General features: G+C 55.1%; 14 protein-coding genes and 1 pseudogene. 13 read left to right on the plus strand and 2 right to left on the minus strand.

Annotation, left to right across the window (positions count from 1 at the left end; translation table 11 throughout):
- The 4 genes from AC1DCJ_RS19880 to AC1DCJ_RS19895 form a co-directional block, all read left to right on the plus strand.
- The coding region (locus AC1DCJ_RS19880) for a site-specific integrase (RefSeq protein ID WP_478071759.1) at positions 1-1,244 on the plus strand (1,244 nt) is incomplete at its 5' end.
- Positions 1,231-2,775, plus strand: coding sequence for a site-specific integrase (locus AC1DCJ_RS19885; RefSeq protein WP_478071760.1), 1,545 nt, complete (start codon positions 1,231-1,233; stop codon positions 2,773-2,775). The genes AC1DCJ_RS19880 and AC1DCJ_RS19885, both read left to right, overlap by 14 nt.
- A 27-nt stretch (positions 2,776-2,802) precedes the next feature.
- Positions 2,803-4,857, plus strand: a complete 2,055-nt coding sequence (locus tag AC1DCJ_RS19890; RefSeq protein ID WP_478071761.1) for a hypothetical protein — start codon at positions 2,803-2,805, stop codon at positions 4,855-4,857.
- A 125-nt stretch (positions 4,858-4,982) separates the two neighbouring features.
- Complete coding sequence (locus AC1DCJ_RS19895) at positions 4,983-5,279, plus strand: hypothetical protein (RefSeq protein ID WP_478071772.1); 297 nt, start codon at positions 4,983-4,985, stop codon at positions 5,277-5,279.
- Between the two features lie 13 nt (positions 5,280-5,292).
- Here the strand turns inward: AC1DCJ_RS19895 and AC1DCJ_RS19900 are convergent.
- Positions 5,293-5,767: pseudogene (locus AC1DCJ_RS19900) on the minus strand (transposase); the annotation flags it as partial.
- A gap of 415 nt (positions 5,768-6,182) precedes the next feature.
- Here AC1DCJ_RS19900 and AC1DCJ_RS19905 point away from each other — a divergent pair.
- The 8 genes from AC1DCJ_RS19905 to AC1DCJ_RS19940 all read left to right on the plus strand — a co-directional run bounded on the left by AC1DCJ_RS19905 (position 6,183) and on the right by AC1DCJ_RS19940 (position 17,957).
- The gene (locus tag AC1DCJ_RS19905; RefSeq protein ID WP_478071762.1) at positions 6,183-9,272 is read left to right on the plus strand and encodes a TrlF family AAA-like ATPase; all 3,090 of its coding nucleotides are present in this window, start codon (positions 6,183-6,185) and stop codon (positions 9,270-9,272) included.
- A 177-nt stretch (positions 9,273-9,449) separates the two neighbouring features.
- Positions 9,450-10,178, plus strand: coding sequence for a GIY-YIG nuclease family protein (locus tag AC1DCJ_RS19910; protein WP_478071763.1), 729 nt, complete (start codon positions 9,450-9,452; stop codon positions 10,176-10,178).
- 163 nt (positions 10,179-10,341) lie between these two features.
- Complete coding sequence (locus AC1DCJ_RS19915; protein ID WP_478071764.1) at positions 10,342-10,896, plus strand: hypothetical protein; 555 nt, start codon at positions 10,342-10,344, stop codon at positions 10,894-10,896.
- 667 nt (positions 10,897-11,563) lie between these two features.
- Positions 11,564-12,898, plus strand: coding sequence for a metallophosphoesterase (locus tag AC1DCJ_RS19920; RefSeq protein ID WP_478071765.1), 1,335 nt, complete (start codon positions 11,564-11,566; stop codon positions 12,896-12,898).
- Entirely contained in the window at positions 12,895-13,992 is a 1,098-nt protein-coding gene (locus tag AC1DCJ_RS19925; protein ID WP_478071766.1) for a GTPase-associated system all-helical protein GASH, read from the plus strand. Before AC1DCJ_RS19920 ends, AC1DCJ_RS19925 begins: the two co-directional genes overlap by 4 nt.
- 19 nt (positions 13,993-14,011) lie before the next feature.
- Positions 14,012-15,016 carry a TRAFAC clade GTPase domain-containing protein gene (locus AC1DCJ_RS19930; RefSeq protein WP_478071771.1) on the plus strand — a complete coding sequence of 335 codons (1,005 nt, stop codon included), beginning with the start codon at positions 14,012-14,014 and terminating at the stop codon, positions 15,014-15,016.
- Entirely contained in the window at positions 15,013-15,915 is a 903-nt protein-coding gene (locus AC1DCJ_RS19935) for a TRAFAC clade GTPase domain-containing protein (protein ID WP_478071767.1), read from the plus strand. Before AC1DCJ_RS19930 ends, AC1DCJ_RS19935 begins: the two co-directional genes overlap by 4 nt.
- Entirely contained in the window at positions 15,915-17,957 is a 2,043-nt protein-coding gene (locus tag AC1DCJ_RS19940) for a GAP1-N1 domain-containing protein (RefSeq protein ID WP_478071768.1), read from the plus strand. Before AC1DCJ_RS19935 ends, AC1DCJ_RS19940 begins: the two co-directional genes overlap by 1 nt.
- Positions 17,958-19,225: 1,268 nt before the next feature.
- Here the strand turns inward: AC1DCJ_RS19940 and AC1DCJ_RS19945 are convergent.
- On the minus strand, positions 19,226-20,302 hold the full coding sequence (locus tag AC1DCJ_RS19945; RefSeq protein WP_478071769.1) for a hypothetical protein: 1,077 nt from the start codon (positions 20,300-20,302) through the stop codon (positions 19,226-19,228).
- 350 nt (positions 20,303-20,652) lie between these two features.
- Here AC1DCJ_RS19945 and AC1DCJ_RS19950 point away from each other — a divergent pair, with 350 nt between their 5' ends.
- Positions 20,653-21,645 (plus strand): hypothetical protein, encoded by a 993-nt coding sequence (locus AC1DCJ_RS19950; RefSeq protein WP_478071770.1) that lies wholly within the window; start codon positions 20,653-20,655, stop codon positions 21,643-21,645.
- Positions 21,646-22,015 lie beyond the last annotated feature (370 nt).

The following is a 22,015-nucleotide window of genomic DNA, read 5'->3' on the forward strand; positions in this document are numbered from 1 at the left end:
ACAGCTCCGCAACGCCGGTACAGCTCCGCAACGCCGGTGTTGCTGTCAGCACAATTGGTAACACGCTTGCCGACCTCATCGTGCTGCTGCGCTGGGAGCAGGCTCATCAGCGGGATTTGCTGTCAGAGTTTCGCAACGAGTGCTTTCCCAGCCTTGCTGACGTGGTCTCTCTGCGCGATTTTGCCAAGCTCGATATGCGGGATTGGAGCGTCGCTGATCGAGGAGCGGTGAGGCGAAGTGATCGTCTAGCCAACTTCCTAGAGGCGCGTGTCGCTTCGCGCCAAGCTAATGCCTCGATTGGTCCGCAGCAGCACTTCAATCGCCTGAGCACATTTGCCGATTACTTGGAGTTCACAGCGACCGTTGTCAATCAGCCTCGGATGACACCCCAGTTCGCCCAAGAAATCGCCAGAATGGCTAGTGCGATCCGAAGGCACCGGCCGCGTGGTTTAGCAAAACACCGTGACGAGGAGCCAGATCGCCGTTCGCCGCCCTCGGATCTCGTAAGTCGGTTCATCGCGGTCGGATCTGAAGGTGATCCGCGAAATCCGTTCATGCATCCGGATATCCAACTACGCAATGCCATCATCTTTGGTCTGTTGCGGCATACGGGCATGCGTCGCGGCGAACTATTGAGCCTTCGCCTTGATCAATTTGACCTGGGCCATGAGCCTCTTGTTTGGGTCAGGCGAAACCAGGATGACAAGCACGACTCGAGGCGCTATCAGCCGGTAACGAAGACCAAAGAACGACCTTTGCCGCTACCTGATGTGCTTGCCGCGCAGATCCAGCGATATATGTTGCAAGTGCGCGCAAGGGTGGGGCCGGCCAGGCGCCACCCTTATCTGTTGGTTTCGCACCGACGGGGAGCGACATGGGGGCAGCCTCTCTCTGTATCCGCCCTCAACAGTCAGATATTCGGGCGAATGCGTGCCGTGTGCCAAGAGTTCGAGGCGATTCATCCTCACGCTTTTCGACACCATTTCAATTACGAATTGTCGATCAGTATCGACGAGCACAACGCCAAGGCTAGGTCAACTTCTGACCAGAAGGGTGCAGTCCCGATTAGTGAATCTAGAGAGCTGGACGTTCGTGCATTTCTGAATGGTCACCGGCACAAGGCCTCTGGTGCGGGTTACAACCGGCGTCACCTTCGTGAGGTCAGCGATAAGGCCGCTCGTCGGGTCCAAACAGAGATCATGCGCACGAAACGAACGAGGGAAGACGGCGATGACGCGAGCTAAGCGGGTGCCGCATGTTGAGTCGAGCAAGGTTGACCATCCGGCGATATCTAGGGACGGTTATCCGTTCGATCCCTCCGAAAGCTATTGGCGCTTGAACAAGGACGTACAGGTTTCGGTATGCCTCCCTGAAGGAGTTGATGGGGTCACCGAATCTGGGTTTCGAGCGGCAATGCTGCGCTACGCAGAAGAGGCGTCTGCACGCCATGCGCGAAATATGGAAACGCGCTTTAAGCGCTACCTCCGTGACACTGGCGCCTCGCGCGTTACAGTCGTCGACCTCATCAACTGGCGGGCTATGCTTGGATCACGCGCGCAATGGCAATTGGGCGGGCTGAAGGGTTTTCTAATAGCGTGGCATGACTACGGATTCTTGGGGGTTAGTAGGGAAGTGGTCGAACTCCTGCAAGGCTGGCGAATCGTAGGCAACGAAAAAGGCGCCGCGGTCGCCAGTGGCTGTCCCGACCGTGGGCCTTACAGTGATCTGGAGATGGCTTCTCTTCTGGACTGGGCAAACTCGGCCGTTACGCGCAAGTGCGTCGCCTTCGAGGACTATGCTTATTTGTTAGCGCTGGCTATGACGGCACGTCGCCCGGTCCAGCTTGCTGCACTTAGGGGGCGAGATCTGATTCGAGAGGATGGCGGCGTGGCCCCGCTGTTTAAGCTCCGAATTCCCCGAGCCAAACGGCGGGGGCTCGGGTTCCGAAGTGCATATCGCACATTGGCGATCATCGAGGACCTTTACCTCGTGCTACGTCAACAACACCGGCGGTCAGTCGCTCAGGCGCATGAGGCGACGGGGCAGTCGCTGGATCCAGAGCTAGCGGACGAGCTTCCGATCTTTCCTAATCAAAGGCTGCTCAGAGGTGTCAGTTCTGTTGCGGAACTTAGGGGGCTTCTGACGGGAAATGCGCCCGACCAGCTACACATAACGACCAACTTGCTCAGTGACGCGTTGCATCGTTGTGCCAGTGTGAGTAAAGCGCGCTCGGAGCGCACCGGCGAATTCATCAGGCTGTCAGCAAGTAGGTTCAGGCATACCCGCGGGACAAAGCTGCGCCGAGAAGGATTCGGTGCCTTCGTCATTGCTGAACTGCTCGATCATTCGGACATCCAAAATGTGGGGGTGTATATCCAGAACACAGCGCAGGAGGCAGTGGTAATCAATGAGCTTGTTGGTGCGCAGCTAGCCCCGTTCGCTCAAGCCTGCCTTGGCACGTTGGTAACCACAGAAAGGGAGGCGATCCGAGGTGACGACCCAAGAAGTCGCGTGCCGAATGATCGGCAGAACGCGGTGGGAACCTGCGGCAGTTACGGCTTCTGCGCAAGTGGGTATCGCGCTTGCTACACGTGCAGCCACTTTCAACCCTGGGTCGATGGCCCACATGAGGAGGTTCTGGCTGATCTCTATGCTGAGAAGGACCGAACTCGCTCGGCTGGATGTGCCGATGTTGTGGTGAACTCGAACGATCAACTGCTATTGGCAGTTGAGCACTGCGTATACCTGTGCAGAAACGCCAAACTATGTGCGTAAACAGCATTGCCTCAGGAGCAAATACTCATGGGTGAGGTCGTACATTTTTCGCCACGATCTGATATGGACGCTGGCGCGAACCTCTCAGAGTTCATCCGAATGGCGAGGGAGGATCTAATCGCTTTTGAGAATGATGGCGCCTGGGATAGTGATAAGTGGGCGCACGGGCGAAACACTATTGTTTTTGCAACTAGAACGGAATTTTCTGATCCGTACCATTTTACCTCGATGGCCGAGCCCTTCAAGCAATTCGCTAAGGCTTACGTGCGTTATGCCTGGAGCCACAAGCCTGTCAAGAGCATGACCACCATGATTCAAGGACTTCGCTGCGTGGAAGCTGGGTTGCTTGCAACCTGCGGACGCGCGGATGTCAGAGATCTCAGTGGTGCGGCTATGGACGTTTGTGCAAGCAAATGTAGGGAGTTCTACCGCGCCACGCAGGTTCTGTACGCGACGGGTCGTCAGATCCAGGCAATCTTCGATTTCCTTCGAATGAAGGCGCTAGTGCCGTCGTTGCCCCTATGGAAATCGCCGTTCAGAAAGCCGGCAATCTTGACAGAGGATATCGGAGAGGTCGGGCGGAAGTATCGTGAATCAAAGCTCCCTTCAAGCAGCGCTATGTTGAAGGTGGCCGACTATTTCGCGGAAGCTGGCGATGTTGAGAGCCGCTACTTCAGTTCGATATTTGTTCTTTTGATGGCAACTCCAAGCAGGATTTCGGAGGTGCTCCGACTTCACGTTGACTGTATTCAGTGGGAGCCGGACGAAGCGGGCCAGCCTCAGATGTACCTACGCTGGCAGGCGGCGAAGGGAGGAGGGGCTATGAAGAAATGGGTCATTCCCGCAATGCATGAGGTCGTCCAAGAGGCGGTGCATCGACTAATAGAGATTGGTCAGCCATCTAGGGAGGCGGCGAGATTTGCGTCAGATCATCCGGGACAGTTCATGCACCACTCCGGTTGCCTACGAACGACAAGTGGCATCGATGAGATACCTCTGACGCCGGAGCAGTTCTGTGCGGCTATAAATATCAAGTATCCGCTTCGTAAGCCGAGAGCAGGTAAGCGTTTCTGGCATGAGGTCTTCCTGGACAGGAGGCTCAAGTCTCTCGTTGCGCATGGGAGGACAAGCTACAAGGACTTGGCGGAGCATGTCCTGAGGGAATACAGCGGTGCCTACTGGCCATACGTGGATACCCAGCGATCCGTGCTTACTTGGCACGCGCTATGTCTTCATCGGATCCATGAGTTCCACAAGGATGTCTCCCCCAAGCAGTTCTCTTGGCGAATCGCCACTACCGGTGAGGTGAATCGGCGTCTCGGGAATAGACCCCCGACTTGCCCACCCTATCCCGGTGGGATGGAGGGAGATGGTGACTCTTCAATCGGCCTGACCACCCATCAGCTCCGCCACTGGATCAGCACAATGTCGGAGCGCGCGGGTATGGATGATTACACGCTGGCGCAGTGGGCAGGGCGTGCAAGAGTATGCGATAACAGGCACTACGATCACCGCACTTCACTGGAGCGGCTTAATGGTGCAAGAGATCTGCTGCCCGTGTCGAAGGAGCCGTTACTTCAGCGCTTCTCGGAGCGTAAGCCGGTAACTTACCAAGAGCTCGGGGTCAATCGGCTAGGAGTTGCCAAGGCGACTCTCTACGGAATGTGCATCCATGACTACGCCATGGCGCCTTGCCAGAAACAGCGGGAATGCATGAGCTGCAAAGAACATGTCTGTATCAAGGGAGACCATGTGACGCTAGACCGCATCCGCCTGTTAGAAGCACAGACGGAGACGCTACTTGAGCGTGCTCAGGTTGCGCACCAGGAAGGCGATTTTGGTGCCGACCGGTGGGTGGATAACCATAAGTGGAAGCTTGCGCATGTCAAGGCCATGCGCATGGCCTTGGAACACCCGAGTGTGCCGGTGGGGGCCGTCCTCCGGATACCTGACGGACATGATCCCTCGCCCGTTCGGAAGGCTCTGATTGATCTTGATTTGATTGAAAAGCCTCTAGCAGAGGCCGTTACCTACATTGATGTTGCCGCAGCCGGAGGCATGGAAAAATGCCAAAAATCATAGTCACCAAAGCTGCTCTTCCAAAGATATTACGTGAACTTGACCGTTGGGAGGGAAAGCTCACTTGGACACTGTTCTGTGCGCGGGTAGCAGCCGTGCTCGGCGTCGGGTCTGTCTCGAAGCACACGATGTACCTGTATCCAACAATCAAGGAGCGGTTCCAGCAGCGTCAACGGGATCTCCGGGATGTAAAAGATGCGCTTCCAAGGGACTTCACCCTGACCGCCGCGATCCGCCGGATAGCTGAACTCGAGGCCCAAGTGCGGCGCCTTGAAGAGACCAACGCGCTGCTGCTGGATCAGTTTCGTCGTTGGCAGTACAACGCTTATGCCAACAACGTTCGGATGGACCTTCTTCAATTGGACAAGTCCCTCCCTGCATTGGATCGTGCACGGAGCTCGCGCATCGGCGGTAGCCCAACGTAGCTAGAGGAAGCCCCATCGCTGCGCTGTCATTGCAGTTTCGTCGCCGACTCATGCTGCACACGATGTCGTGCTGGCGCAGAGAGCTCTGCCAATCGTGGCTTGTGAACTAGGTTCCCTGGTCGGAGTGAAGCGGAAGCCCGGAGCCTGGCTTTCGGCGCCACACTGCAGCCAACAGCACCTGCAGAGCCACGTCCGTATGCTGAGTTGGCAGGGTTGCTCATCCAGTGACCCGGCGCGAACAGATCAAGCTCCACCGCCAAGTACAAGAAGCCGTCGTACGTGCGGATGTCAGCGGTGTCTGTGGCCGACGCGCCATTTAGTTCAGTCACGTTGAAGCTGGGAGCCAGAACGTTCTTGGCGACTGATTCGACTGGGCAGCTCAATTGGCGCGGTCGCCGACTGTAGCCTTGCAGGCCCTCGGCTGCCATCAGGCCTGCCGCCCGGTTGAGGCTTGCAGTCTCGCCCTCCTCAATCAGGTCCTCACGCATGCGGCCAGCCCCACTGGTTCCCTGACTGTCTTCATGCAAGTCACCTATCCGCACTACCAGGCGCGGGGTTGTCCAGTTGTCGGGCGCCAAAGGGGGGGGGCACACTTCAGCCGTAGTCGCAGCTGGTCGAAACTTTGAGGCAGCGGCGCATTGGGCGAACTGATCCACACTTGAGCTTGATTGCTGGCTCCAATAGGCCTCGCTGTGCCGGCCTAGGTATCGCTAATTGGTAGAAAAGCTATTTCAATCAATTGGATAAGCGTGGTGTCGGCATCCGTGGCCTAATTCGCCATAATTGGGCTGGGAGCATGACCTACTGCTGGTCGGAAATGGTGGGAAGCTGCGCCGTGTCACAGGGAGGCGATCCTGCGAGGGATGGCCATGCAGGAGCGTCATATAAAGGGGAGCGACTAAGATGAAGCTGCGCTATGAGCGAGGCTCGGAATGGCGGCAATGGGATCTGCACGTCCATACGCCGGCATCGTTTCATTGGACTGGTAAGAAGTTTGACAGCGATCTAGGATCGGCGCAGTCGAAGGCCCTGGTCGACGAGATGATAAATGCGATGAACTTCGCGGAACCCGCTGTTTTTGCCTTGATGGACTACTGGACGTTTGACGGATGGTTCGCGCTCCAGCGTCGCATCAAGGATGCCGACGCTCCCAAGCTCACTAAGAAAGTATTTCCTGGGATAGAGCTGCGACTTGTAGCACCGATGCCCGCGCGCTTAAATGCACATGTATTGTTCTCCGACGAGCTCGATGATCAAGTGCTTCGTGACTTCCTTGGAAGCCTAAGACTCGCGCTGAGTGACCGCCCTCTGTCAGATCATGCGCTAGTAGATCTGGTCAGGAATCACATTGGGGCTGCAAAGCTGCACCTCCACGGTTTCGATAAGGCCCGGGTTGATGCAGAGGATGCAGAGGCGCTGCGGGCTGGCTCAACGGTCGCGGAGGTCACTGCCGAGAGCTACAAAGAAGCAATCTCTCGGGTGCCGGAGGGCCAGGCGATCGGCTACATGCCGTACGATACAAGTGATGGTTTGGCTGACATTAAATGGCAAGAGCACTACGGATACTTCCTTGGCCTAGTTCGAAATTCGGCTATCTTTGAATCCAGAAATTTAGACCTTCGGGGCGCGTTCGTAAACGAGCTCACCGTGGGGAACTCTAAGTACATTGACGAATTTCAGCGTGGACTAGGCGGGGTGCCGCGCCTGGTGGTCTCTGGAAGTGACGCACATCAGTTTGTTGGGGTCTCTGGGGACAACAACCGGCGGGGTTACGGCGACTTTCCTTCCGGGAAAGCCACATGGATCAAGGCCGATCCCACGTTTAGAGGCCTGCAGCAAGCACTCCGAGAACCGGCGAAGCGCTCATACATCGGTGCGTTGCCCCCTAAGCTTGCGGAGGTCGCAGCCAACAAGACCTACTTCATCGATTCAGTCATCATTGATAAGGAAGAGACCTCAAGTCTGGATGGAGACTGGCTTTCCGGTACCCGACTGCCTCTAAATTGCGATTTGGTTGCGATCATCGGAAACAAGGGAAGCGGCAAGAGCGCTCTAGCTGATGTAGTAGCGCTGGTCGGAAACTCCAGGCAGTCTGCACACTTCTCCTTCCTAAAGCGGGACCGCTTCCGCGGGAAGTCGGGAGACCCGGCGAAACACTTTCTGGCAAAGCTGAAGTGGGTAGATGGGGCTAGCGAGTCTAGAAATCTTAATCAAGATCCGCCGCCGGAGAAGGTTGAGCTGGTTCGTTACATTCCCCAGGGTCACTTTGAAGCTCTTTGCAATGCGCATGTCAGCGGGCGGTCCGATGCCTTTGAGATTGAGCTGAGGTCCGTCATCTTTTCGCACGCAGACGATGCGATTCGCCTTGGCGCACTCGATTTTGAGCAGCTGATTGAGCAGCAGGAAAGGACGTTCCGACAGCAGTTGAACGAATTTCGCAGGGATCTGCGGCGGGTGAATCAAGAGATCGTCATTCTTGAAGAGCAGCTTCAGCCTGGCACCAAGGTGGCGCTAGAGGAGCAACTGGCTCTTAAGCAGCGCATGTTGGACGAGCATCACAAAGCTAAGCCCGAAGAGATCGTGGAGCCGACTGATGAGCTTGATGCGAATCAGAAAGCGGCTTCAGAACTCCTAAGGGATGCGACCAGCAAGCTTGCGCTAGTTGATCAGAGCAAGAGTGAACTTGCGGCGCAGTTGGCGCTATTGGCTGCTCGCCTTAAGGCTGCGCAGAATGTTCGCGAACAGCTACGAATGATGCAGCGAACATATGAGCAGCTCAGCGTCGACACAGAGGAGGACATAAGACTGCTTGGGATCCCTTTGGATGAACTAATAAGGTTTGGCGTCTCCTTTGTGCCGATTGAGGATGCTTTATCTGAAATCGCAGCTGAGCAAGGGCGACTAAGGATTGCTGGTGATCTCGCAACTCATCAGAGAGAAGAGCTGGTGGTGCGACAACGTGAAGCAGAGACTAAGCTCGACGCTCCTCAACAGGCTTATCAGCGCTATGTTCAGCTTCTGGGTGAGTGGAACACAAGGTTAGAAGAAATAGTTGGGGCCGCGGACTTGCCTGATACCTTGCAGGGTGTGGAGGCCCGAATTGCTCAGATAGAGCAATTGCCTATGAAGTTGCTCGAGCGCCAAGAGCAGCGAAGCTCGATTGCCAGCGGAATCTACGACGTTCTTGAGGCGCAGCGTCTGGCCCGTGAGATGCTCTTCAAACCTGTCCAGGATCTCATCCAAAACAATAGCCTGATTCGAGAGGACTACAAACTGCAGTTTCGCGCAGCGTTGGGCGGTGCAATCGACCCCTTTGCCGAGACATTGTTCACGCTCATCAAGCAGAGCGTTGGGGAATTTCGCGGTGAAGATGAGAGCTTCAACACGATACGAAAACTTGCAGAGACCTTTGACTTCAATGTTCGGGAGGATGCAATCGGCTTTGCTCAGCAGCTGTACGAGAAGATCTCCGCTGCAGCTAGTTCTGTTGGCAGCAAGCCCGGAGTAGGGATCGCGACGGTTCTCCGCAAGGATAAAAGTGCAAGTGAGGTCTACGATCTTCTTTTCGGTTTGAGCTATCTTGAGCCGCGTTATTCGCTTCTGTTTCAAGACGCACGGATTGAACAGCTTTCTCCCGGTCAGCGAGGTGCGTTGCTGCTCATCTTCTATCTACTTGTTGATAAGGGTCGTACGCCAATCATTTTGGATCAGCCTGAGGAAAATCTGGACAACGAGACAGTCGTAAGTTTGCTCGTTCCTGTTCTGACTGAGGCGAAGAAGCGTAGACAGATCATCATGGTGACTCACAATCCAAACCTCGCTGTGGTCTGTGATGCTGAGCAGCTCGTATGGTCCCACTTTGATAGAAAGAATCGCTCCAGAATTGAATATACCGCTGGATCTATTGAAGACCCTGAGGTAAATCAGCTCGTCATCAATGTCCTGGAAGGTACCAAGCCAGCCTTCAATAACCGTCGTATGAAGTACCACTGATGAATCATCTGCGCAATCGGCGCTCGCCATTCGAATTGCCTCAGTGGCGGAGCGGTGCGCCGCTCTTCATGATTACAGGCTGCTTCGGGCTTGTTTCCGGCTCGTGGGGTGGGCTTGGTTTGCCCGCGCGTCCGCCATCGCGGCGACTTGGCGCTTGCTGTGATGGAGTTATTTATCATGTCTGATCTTCTGAACGCCAAAGCGCTTCAGTTTTTCTTTGGCCCGCACTTTAACCTAGAAGTCGCAATGCACGCCTTTTCAAACTATGGCGAGGTGGCTTCCCTCAAGAGAGAATTGCTGCTGTCGATGCAGCAGGGTCGGGCACACACGGGTATTCAGTTGGTCGGATATCAGGACGTTGATTCGGGCCTGTCTACCGCAATTTTGATGCAACATCCGGGCGAGATGAGTGGCGTTAGCTTCTTCGCAGAGAGTCGGCATCGATTGTTCGGCGGTAGCACTTTGATTTGTGTGCCGCTGATCTTTTGCTCGTCTCTCTTCTCTTCGCCGGGAGACCATCTTGTTTATCGCCACACTTATAAGCGAGCGTCCTTCACTTCAGAGGAGATCAGTAGGCTGATGTCCAGCGGCACCGCGGAGCAGAAGTTGAAGGCGTTCGCTTTCACCAAGTGCAGGCTTGGCTACGAGACTGTGCCTGGTATGACTTACGTTGGAATGACGCGTCGAAGTTGGCAGAGGAGGTACTTGGAACACGTTGAGGAGGCTCTGGAGAGGTCCTCTTCCCGACATTTTCATGACGCCATTCGATCTATGCAGGGGCAGGAGGTCGTCTGCGTGCATGACGTGTCTGGGTATGGGATGACTCAGAAGGCCGCAAAAGCTTACGAGTCGAGACTAATTCAGGAGTCTTCTCTGTGGCCGCGCGGACTCAACATGAAGGTATGACTAATTCCACCCTTACGTCCGGTGTGAACTGCCCGGAACTTAGTGGGAGAGCTAGCGTCCGCTTCTGGCAGTACCGAGTCGCACGAATCAAGAGTTGTTCAAGCCGAACCCGCTTTGCGGGTCCGGTTAATTCAGCCGTTAGGCCGTAAGGAGGCATCTCCACATGTCCAGAAAATTTTCCCTTACCCCAGACGAGTACGAAACGCCATCGGTGCATGCGCTAAGGCGTGAGTGGCGCAATATTCCTGACGCTCAAGCGCGCAACGTCATTGCCGTTGAAGCGCAGTATTTGGCCTTCCACCACTATCTGATAAACAGCCTTCGGCACCAATCAATTGATGGGGGTGATGCCATTCCGATTGGGCTCTCTGTCCGTGCCGGCGCGCTTAAAACCGCCACATTGCTCTGTGCGTCAATCGCTGAGGCAGCTCTTCGCGCGCATGCAGAGGCTCGTCAATACAACTTGCCGGTTGTCGTCCATCGACGAACTTTTGGCAAAGTCCTGGGGGCGTGGCAATTACCAGACGAGATGCCTCGACCAGACATTGCGCCAATCTGGCTACAACTCCAGAATTTGCACGACGGTCGCAACACCGTCCACCTTTACGCCGCCATCCAAGACGGGAGTAATTTTTATGACATTCTTCAGGCTGAGAATCAGTCCCTGGCGGAAGCGGAGATTGTGCTCACTCACCTTCGCAACCTGGTTACGGCCTAACGTTCACTCAAGCCGACGCCGCCTCGCAATGTAGCTTAAGTCAAACGCCAAATACTTGGGCGTGGGTGTCCTTCACCTTGGTGACGATCTTGGTCAGGCTGCTTCGCTCCTTGGCGGTCGCCCCAAGCAACCGAGGACTGGGTGCTGGCCGGACCTTTGTCAGCCATGCAGAGCTATTGGCTGTCGATAGAAGCATTGGGGACCTGTTCCTCCTGACCACTACGACGGCTGCGGTCTTGGTAAGCGCTGAATCGCCCAGGGTTCCGTAGACACTTCGCGTTCAAGCGGCAGGCGGAGCTAGACATCTTCCACAAAGTGTTAAAAAAGATCACCAACTCGCTTTTGGAAGCATGGGGAGTGGATCGCTGGAAGGGTCTGGATGCCTGTTGCCCGCTGCCAGCTGCTGCGGTCGTTTATGGGAGAAGGTCGCCCCACCGCGGCGCTAACACACGCGCCGCGCTTCGCGCTGTAAGTAATCCTGCCGAACACGGTGAGGGGTCTGCTACGTGATACTTGCCAACAAAAACAATGCTTTACGTGCAGCCCCGCTGCCCGGACCGTGACGCGGCCCTCCGCAATGAGATCTTGTGGCACTCATTCGGTCCTTCACCTCGCTTGAACTTTTGTCCGAAATGTCTATCTTCACGCTAAGGCTTGACGGAAGTCTATGAAGGCAAAAGGAAAGGGACGCTTCATGCTTTTACTGCACATCTCGGACATCCACTTCAAAAGCCCGCAGTGTCTCAACGCTGCTACGGATCCAGATCGGTCAATCCGTACGCGGATCATGCTTGATCTGCAGACAATGTGCTTGACGCTCGGGCCGGTGGGTTCGATTCTCATCGGCGGCGATGTTGCATTCAAGGCAGACCCCGACGAATATGCGACTGCGTTGGCATGGATAGAGCAGCTCGCCGCGATCGTGCATTGTCCAATCGAAATGGTTTTCGTTGTACCTGGGAACCATGATGTAGATCGATCGTCGATAACCAGAGAGCTGTCCATTCAGAATGCTCAGCTTGCGATAACAGCTGCGGCGCCCCAGAACCGTGAGTGGAAGTTGCGGCAACAGCTTGGCGACGCCGTAGCAGGTCAAGCCCTTTTCAAAGCGCACTCAGCATATAACGAGTTTGCCGCACGATTCGATTGCCAGATTTATCCCGAAAAGCCCTTCTGGCGCCATGAACTTGACATCGGTGAGGGCGTGGGCCTCGCGATCTATGGGCTGACATCAACGCTGTTGTCTGGTCAGGACGGAGCCGATGATGTGCAAGGCACGCTATATCTGAGTCCTTTGCAGACAACTCTCGATCCTGCGCCCAACAAGGTTAATTTGGCCTTACTTCATCACCCCGTGGATTGGCTCTTCGATGGGGATGACGTTGAGGATGCGCTGGTTAATCGTGCCGCGCTTCATCTGTTCGGTCATAAGCACCGTCAGCGGATCGTAATGGCTAACACTCACGTCAAAATATCGGCCGGGGCGGCAAACCCGTCTAGAAGTGAATCGCCTTACGAGCCAGGCTACAACCTCATCGACTTGGCAGTGCACGGTGAGGGGGAAGATCGCAGTCTGCATGTTGCTGTCCACCAGCGGAAGTACCAATCGAATCCCGAGAGGTTCGTTGCTATTGAAAATCAACGGGGCCAGCCAGTATTTAGGACAGCGATTCCGGTGCCAGCGGCACCGGATTTTCCTCTATTTGCCTTACAGCCGGCCGCGAGCCCAGCTGGCAGCATAGAGGTCGTCATTCCGATCGATGCGGCCGAACAGCCGGACGCAGAGGTCTCTTTGGGCCTGCCCGACGGTCGTGAGCTGCTTTATCGCTTCTGGAACCTGACGAGCAGCCAGAGGCGACAAATCGCTTCGACGCTTGGATTGCTTGAGCAGCATGAGCATGCATTGCCTGAACCTGAGAGATATCGGCGCGCGCTAATGGCCGCGGCAGAGCGGCGCCTTATGGCGCGAGTTGAATCAGAAATCCAACAGATGGAGAGATGACTGTGGGAAAGACGCCGGAGATGGATGCCGATTTTGCTCGATGGTACAACGACGCCTTCATGGATGAGGGGGAGAGGCGAGATGAGTGTTGGAAGGCAGTCGTAGACGTCGCGGCTTCCGCTTCGTACGATAGTTTCGAGTTTTTGGTTCATCTCGCGCTAGACGTAGCTCCGCCTGCGGGAAAGAGCTACCTCAGTTTGCAAGAAGGCATCACTAAAACGGCCGGCGCGTTGTGCCCTAGTGAATCGGCGGCAGCTCGAGCTTCATCTAACCGTGAGGCGCAGGTTCTGGCGGCCTGCGTTCTGGTGCGTTTGTTCCCAACTTCTCCTGATGCGGCGTTAGCGGTCGTAAATGCAACGTTCCTCGGACGCCGAAAGTATAATCTTCCCATGGACCTAGCTGGAATGGCGGCCGCAGCGCTGGAAGCGCTAACGGAAAGCCGTCACGCTCGGCCTGTAGATGCGACCCTCCAGCTGGCTGCCCCTAAGATCGATTTTGAGCTGTCAGATGCTGCCGTTGAGGGGCTGGATGGGGCTATGCTAAAGGCCGAGCTCTCGCGCTTCCGGGACGTAATCAGAGCGGCGACCAAGAATATGGTCGAGGGGCATGGGCGGGTAGTTAAGAGCCTTTCACGGCGTCTGGTTCTGGCGGATGAGGAACATCAAATACTTTGGTGGCTCTTCGGGGGGCGAAGTAAGTTCGCGGAATTGGACTTCCCGGAAGTTTCAGAGCAACTTCGAACTTTCGCGTTTGCGAGCGATCTGGCGAGCCTTACCGATGTCTCACCTGGGCCAGCTTCCATATCAGCAATTTTGTCGCGTGCGGGCGTTAGTGGCGCGCAGGTCAAGGTCGCGAGCTCGGTAGAGGCGGTGGGCCTTGGTGCCTCTGAAGTACTTGTGAAGTCGGAGAGGGTATCCCCTCTCGTGACCCCACTGCACTTCGCCCTTGAAAAACGGGTTGAGCTTGCCGGTGACCCTGCATGGGCCGCTTCTTGGCGAGCAATCACCGGCTTCGACGCAGAGGACGAAGCTCCGCAGATTGCGCTTGCTCAGCAATTCTATCGAGAACGTCTCTATCTCTACGTGAGCGGCTAACCATATGACTTCGGCGACGATGAGTTGTTCGAATTCCGCCTGCCGAGTCAGTGAGGACGGAAAGTGCGTTGAGGGCTACGCTGTAGATGCCTGCCCTCACGCATCGACATTAGTGGTGTCCTCAATCGCGGAGGTTCCAAGCACTCCTTCGCGACTGGTAGTGGAACTGGGTATCCCGCTGGAGCAGGGCCATTCACTTGACAGGGGCGCAACGTCTAGGCTCCTTCGGCGCTATCCAGCGAGGGTCGTTGCAGTCATAGGTCCTAACGATTCTGGGAAGACGAGCCTCATTGCCGGCGTTTACGATTGCATCCAGGTGGGCTGTATTGCGGGCGCACGTTTTGCAGGTTCGTCGACGTTGCTTGGATTTGAAGTTGCGTGCCATCACTCCCGTGCGGCATCGGGGAGGTCCGTTGCGCACACAGAGCGAACTAGCTTGGGAGAGGATGCAAAGTTCTTTCATCTTGACTTGCGCCGGCAGGACGAAGAAGTTCTGTCGCTTCTAATAGCAGATCGATCAGGAGAGGACTATCTTCAAATAATAAATCAGCTATCTACAGCGAAGGCTTTCTTCGAGCTTCGCCGTGCCGACACGCTGGCCTTGCTGGTGGACGGTGAGCAGTTGCTCAAGTCTTCAGAGCGCCAAGAGGTGCGGTCAGTGACACTTCAGCTGGTGAGATCTCTTTTGGAAGCAGGATCTACTCGGCAAGGAACGCGACTGGCGATCGTGATGACCAAGTACGATTCGGTAATTGCATCGCCGCATGCTGAGCGGGCAATAGGCGATCTTGCGACTATTGTCGAAGGAATCCGCCGCTTGCATGGCGGACACTTTGGTGAAGTCGAGCCTTTCCAGGTGGCGGCTTCGCCCAAAATTCATGGTGGTGTGCAGCGTGGAGATGGAGTCAGCAGTCTTGTAGATTTTTGGATCAGGGCACTGCCCGAACCCGCGCATGTGAAGCCTATCCGCACCTCTAGTGCCGGACGCATGATTGATCAGTTCGACATGGAGGCTGATGAATGAAATCCAAAACAGGAAAGCGTGTTTCTATCTTGGGCTTGCCAGAGTCCGGCAAGACTACATTTCTGGCGGCGCTTTGGCACATCATCAACGAAGACGGGTCTTCCACTGCACTCGAACTAAGTAGCTATAGTGAGGCAAATTACGAGCACTTGAACGTCATCTCGAAACGGTGGCGTGCAGGCAAGACGCAAGTGCGAACACAGGTTGGTGCCAGTAGGTCTGTGACGATGGAGCTGAGGAGCTCGAGTGGGCATCTTTCCGAGGTGTCGTTTCCCGACGTCGCTGGTGAGGAGTTTTCGCGCATGTGGGAGCGGCGGGAGGTTGATCAATCGATAGTTGAAATGCTGAACGCGCAATCAGTCGCTCTGATGATCAATGGCGACACCATCAAGTTGCCCGCATGGGTTACGGAGCGAGAGGAGCTCAGGCGTTACATTTGTGTTGAGGACACCGCGCCGAGCGAGGCTGGTCGGCAGGACAGTGCTTCATCCATAGAGCCTTTGGACTGGAGCGCCGATTTGGCGCCCACCCAGGTTAAGGTTGTAGGGCTCCTTCAGATGCTGATGGAGCCTCCGTTAGATATTGGAGAAAGAAAGCTAGCCATTTTGGTCTCGTCCTGGGATAAGGTAGTCCACGAGGGCGTATCGCCGATGGAATTCGTGAAGCGACAGATGCCCCTGCTCTACCAATATCTGGAGGCTGGCCGGGATGATTGGGATTGGCGCGTATGGGGCGTCAGTGCTCAAGGCGGAGATTATAATGATCCCGACAAGAGGGAGGATCGCGCTGAAACCGCCCGCCTGCTGGAGATGGATAGGGCATCTGAGCGGATCATGGTCGCTGATGGCACCATAACAAGTAGCGATCTTACCGTCCCGTTGGAGTGGCTGGTAAGCTGATGAACAGATCTATTACTGTCCATCAAATGCTCCACGGGTACAGTGATGGCCACCGTCTAATTGGCGGCTCGCTGCGACTGGATAGTCAGGCTGCAAGGGCTATGCTGGTGATGACCGATCTGTCAGGCCCCGGAGTCAAGCCTCCTGCTCGAGGTTACCTCACCGGTTATCCGCTGGAAGACGCAGGAAAGTATGTACTCGCTCGCACGTGGGCGGCACCCGAGATGCCTCGTCCAGGATGTGTTTGGACACACTCATTGCTAATAGACTACGCCGATCTAGCGCTCTTGGTGGAAGCGAGGTCTTTGCTTTCGTTGTTCCAAAGGCCAGATGACGACATCGGTGCCAAGTACGCCCATGCGCTAAATGCTCGTCTGGACGACGTGCCGCCTGTGATTGTTCTGTCTGACCGTGCTAGGGGAATAGTCAACTCGCTTTACATTTCCGCCTCCGCTCAGATCCTTGCTGAAGCGGGTGATTGTGAGGATGATGAGGAGGTGGCGCTTGCCGTGTGGATGCAGCAGTGGCCTCGGTTACGCCGAGCCTTCGGGTTCTGCACGTTGGCGGCGGTGGACCGCACTGGCAAGGGCGTATATCTAGACCTTCAGTTCGCACGCCTTTCCCCAAGGTCAGTGGAGTCAGCTTTTCCGAACGCTCAGTTTGCAGGTGCTGCAGCTTTGATCCATCCATCGCTGCTGCCGTTGGAGCGGGATCTTGCAGCTCCTCGCGACTCTGACTTCAGGGACTTCCTCCGCCGAGCGGGAGGTGATGTTCAAGGTCACCGAACCGCCATGCTACCTCTCTGTGATCTTTACACTAGCCTGTTTAATAGCAGGCCTCCGAACTTAAGCGGAGCTGTCACGGCGCTGTCCGCTTTGGATGGCCCGATAGGCCATCAAGCAAGGACTGTTCGATCGGTAGTAGTCAAACAGGCCTTGTCGCAACCGCTGGATGCTGACGGTCCGGTGTTCACGTTCCTCTTGGATATGTTTGAGCACGCAGTCGATGGTGATAGTCGTTCGCTTATTGGCTCCAAGCTCTCTCATACGTTGTGGGTCAATTCGAGGCCCGAGTTCTGGAAAGTCATAGGGGGGAATGGTTCGCTCAGGCCGTTCGCGGTTGAGACGCTATTGGGTGTTGATTTGAATTCGATCTTGGCAGGATTGGATGATCAGCCGTGCGCTGTCGGTTGCGTTGTGAAGCTCCGTCCAGGTTTGCTCAGCTTTGCTCAAGTTTGGAAGACTCCTCAGGCCGACGAGGAGTGGCTAACGCTGGTGTCAGCCGAGCTGTTGCCAGCTGTCGGGGCAGCAATGTTGGCTGCCAATTGGCCGGCTCCTCCCCTGTATTTGCTGGCGCAAGTTCAGCCTGAAGCTTTAGGAAGAATGCTAAGTAGCGAAAACGCGAATCGTGGCACCCTGCGAAGTTGGCTTGAGCACGTTGCTAGAAACGAAGAGCTGATGGCGGCGGTGCTCGCTGCTGGAGGTGTGACGGAGGCTGCCACCTTGGCTGTATTGGCCAGCTTCAGCGGTCCGGACAGGGTGCCCAATTCCTATGGAGAAGATCCGTGGGCCATTGCGTTGCGATCTGCTTATCCCAAGCCCGGCTCCCCGGAGCAGCGTTACCTGGCCGCGCATCTGCTATGTCGTGCGCTAGGTGATCAGTCGAGATCAGTGCCGGACCTGTTGACCTTCGCCTACTCCCCGGCTTATCGCGCCCTAGAGAGAGGGCTGTTTTCAGTTAGTGAGCAAGCGATCGCAACATTGCGGCTTGACCGCGGACGCTGGTTGGAATGGGATAATTGTTCGAGGCTAAGATCAACGGTGGTTCGGAAGTTCGTAGATGGTAACTTCGATCCTATCAAGCTTCTGAAGATATCTAGTGATCGCGACCTCGTAGACGGGTTGATAGTCGACGCATGGGAGTCACATTCCGGTCGATCGTATCTAAACAGGTTCATTGATGCGCAGGCCCACACTGCAGGTGGAGATAATCTGGTTCTTGTGGATTCTATTAGGAAGCTCGCCAAAGCTAAGAAAAAGTGACATTGCAGGCAATGATCTAGCTCGCTTCGCCATGGTTTGGATACCTCGATCGGGAAGGACGCCGCTCTTTCTGAAGCCAAGCGCGGCGCAGAGTCTGGCTTGGCAGTGGGATGAGCAGTGCGACCTTGCTGAGTTTGAGTGGCTCTACACGGAGTTTCGGGAAACGAGCGCGCCGGGCGCTTCCGAAGCCCCCTCCCGGGCATGTGCGGTCTTTCAGTCCCAATGTGAAAAGGGCGGCGCCAATCAGATCAAGCGGGCGAAGCGAGCCAATCCGCGCTGATTGATCGACTCGGCAGCAACCCCGTGGCGAGGGCGGCGTGTCGATTCTGGGAGGGGGCACCGACAGATATCTCACCGATTGCCTACTAGCGTCAGCCGGGGAGTAGCAGGAGAGGCTTCTGGCCGATTAGCAGCTGGCATTGAACGTCACCGGCATGGACATAGTTTGTTGCCGGACTACATTTGCCGACCGGATAGAAGACACGCTCAAGGCGTGGGAGAAACGTCCACGATTGCCTGATCAGACTCGACCGCAAGCTCCGAGGCTCACCAGCGCGCATCATCGCTCCAAGAAGAAAAGTCTTGCTTGGCCGCTTCCAAGACGAGGTCCGGATCCAGAGCCAGGACTTCTGATGGTGTGCCCCCGGATAATCGTGCATGCGGAGCAATCAGCCATTCGATTTCATCCCAGCCTGACGTCCTTTCGCCAGCTGAGACGCCATAGGACCCCGTAGAAGCGCCAGCACTTCGGAAAGGCCTGCTAAAGGGAGCCCACTCGAGTCGAGCTGCCATGGAGGAAAGAGAAAGAGCTTCCGTTCCGCGATCCATACACCCAAAACGCTGCCGGATTGCAGGCATTGCATCAGCGTCCAGTTCTGGAGAGTGTGAGGGCTTAGCAGGGATTCCAACGTGGCTGCGTCGAACCAACCCACTGCGGCATCCGCCCTGGCTTGAGCAGACGCAGTCGTTTCCGGAGGTACATTCCTGCGCATAAGGTGCCTGCTATAGAGCTACTTTCCGCAAGGACGCCACGGTGCGCTACTCAGGTAACCTGTGGGGAAAATGTCTCAGCACGTTGGGTCACAACGCGTGGATCAGCCGAGAAGGCTGGCTGGCCGCCTGCAACCAGTGTCGTTGCTGGCTACCGAAACCCCCTGCAGAATTCGCCAAAGAACATGCGTCCCAAGTGAATTCCCATGCGCCCCAAGAGGCCGAAATCCACCCGCTGATGCCCCTGCTATCGAGAGTGGGTAATCTATGATCTAGGATCATCCCATGGCCTTTAGGGTTATCGGAAGTAGGCGCCGCAATTCGGGATCGGCTCGATCCATGAGTTGAACAAGTTTCGCGTCGATCCTGGCTGATACTCCGTTGGAAGCAACCTGCGTCGGTTGCCGAAGAAATCCGAAAAGCTTAATTAGAGGCGTGTCGCCACTGATAACCGCATAGCGTCTTGATGGATCCAGATGCTGGTGCTGCAGTAGCATCTCAAGTAGAGCGATGTCGGTGCATGCGCCATACGCCTTCTCTTGATCGTACGCGTCGCTAACCTTCAGGAGTCTGACCAATACCGGATCATCCTGAGGAACTGCGACGCAGAGAAGGGCGAGTAAAATTGTGATGTCCGCACCTGCGACATTTGCTTTTTTTGCCTCAGCGACAATTTTTTTCCAACGATCTACGACCTTCCGAACATCTCTGGATGGCTTCAGATATTTTGCGCTTGCCGAAAGGAAAGCCATTCGCCTCGTTGTTATGGGTCTGAAATGCTGGACGAATTTCCACGCGCGTTGCTCAGCGGGAATGGTGTGCTGAAGAACTCCAATGCCTGGCGCAGCTCGCTTCAATGCGGATTTCGCTTCTTCGATCTGCTGACAGACCTCTTCCCAAGTCGGGAACCGGCGACTATTCCCCTCAAATGCGTAGGGAACTACATCAACGTTGAGATCGAGCATGGATAGATCTGGAAACCAGGGTTCCAGCTCTTTGTATTCTGGCTTAGGTCTGTTGTCCTCGAAATATGTCTTCAGCGTAGTGAAGAAATTTCGATCGGCAAATGCCGATGAGTTGATCATCCCTAGTGGAGGCGGAAGCCAGCCGCCACTCACCCCGCAGTAGGTCTTTAGTAGGTTTGGAATAGTTACGTCCATCGTTAGAAGGTCGATTGGAGATTCGCCTTCCACCGCAGCTTCGTACAAGGTAAGGGTTAAAGGTTTTCCTTCGCGGAAGCTCTCCAGTGCGGACACATCCAACGGATCAAATTTCGGGTTTACTAGGGTCAGATCGCCGTACTTGGTGGACTTGACCTTTACTCTTCCGTTTCCAACGTAGCTCAGCTCTTCCATGTGCGCACTTCTTTCTATAGATTGAGAGGGGGTACTATACCGCACAGTTCAGTAGGGCTGATCTAGTGGTTTCTATATTTGCCGGGAGCCAGTGTGGGGCAAGGGCGGGACTCAGTAGCGGCAACGGCTCGGCTTGTTCTAGCTCTCGAGTGGTCATTCTTCAGGGGGGATTTGAAAGCGGGACGTGGCCGAGCTGAATTCCATTTTCAGTTGATCTTAGTAAGTTTAAACGGGGGGGGGGTATTGCTTTTGGGGTGCAGCTCATGGGTGTAAGGTAGCTATGAACCCCTGGGTGACTCCATTTTTGGAGTCATATATAATTTGTTTTCATGGAATTCATGGGGTGAGTGGTGAGAGATGACGAAATTGTTGGGGTGAAGACTCTCGCTGTGCAGGCTTCTGTGCGGTATCCGATAGTTTCTGCTTATGAGTTCGAGTTTCTGAAAGAGGAGTCCGGGGTTACGGACTATCTTAGGCCGTGTACGCTGTATATGATTGTTCAGCGCCCATTGATGGTTATTAATGGTCTTTGTGCAAGTGGGGGGGTGATTGAGTTTTCTATAGACGATGATACCCAGTCGAGTCCGCTGCGTTGTTCAATTGATTTGTACGCGGCAAAAATACTTGATCGCGATGCAGATGATGACTATTTTTTGCATGCCGAGTTCTTTAAGAATAACGGTGAGTCAGTGCCTCCGCTAAATGAGGTTGCTGGATTTAAAGTGCTTGGTAGTGATTCAAAATTCAGACATTGGGTGACGGCGGAGCGGTTTCTATATCACGTTATTAAGGGTACTTCAGGGTTTGCTGTCTCGGGCGACATTGAGGCATACATGGATTACGAGGTGCACTACATTGGGAAGGCTTTTGATCAAGGGATATGGAAGCGGCTGACTGGTCACGAGAAGTTGCAGCGCATTCTGACAATGGAGCCGAGTAGAAATGCTCGATCTCTGGGCGCGCCATTCGAGGTTTCGCTTTTGATGCTTGAGCTTGTAGGCGCGACGGAGGCGGTGATTGCTCCATACATGGGTTTTCCTATCTTTGAGAATCCGCAGTTTCATGTGCTTGATAGTGCGGACTCCATGCAGAAATTCGTGGAGCCATGGGTGGATGGGCCAACCTTGGAGCTAACCAATGAGGCTGAGGCTTTGCTGATCAGTACTATGAAACCGTCCTACAACACTACTTTGTTCAAAAAATATCCGGATATTGAGCGGGGCGCCCGGTCGCTTGGCTACACGGACTGTATTCTGAGTGTGCAGCTTATGCCCGCAAAGTTGCGAACTAATCATTTCTCGATGTCAATTGTGGGCCCTGGAAGCTCGTTGCCTGTTGATTGAGCTGCCGTACTGCAGCGCCGTCGCAGCTCGGCGCCAGCCACGGCTTTGAAGCGATGGAGTGCTTTACGTTTTGTTATATTCTCCTGATTGTTTGGATCTGGTTGATTTCCGAAGTGGCTAGGACTCGCTAAAACGCCATGAAATCTAGTGTGGATTGGTGCTTTTGGCGATGCTGGCTATGCCTGGTGGTGTGCACAACCGTTCTAAGAACACTCAGCTGTAAGAGTTGATGAATATCCGACAGGAGCCCCATTCGTGGGGCTCCTTCTTTTTTGTGTTTTTTTTGACCGGAAGGACAATCGGATATAGCCACGCATACGTGAAATCAGACGAGCAAGGGTAGTGCCCGAGCTGTCGGTCCATGTAATGC

It is taken from the genome of Stenotrophomonas sp. 10N36 (assembly GCF_056395005.1).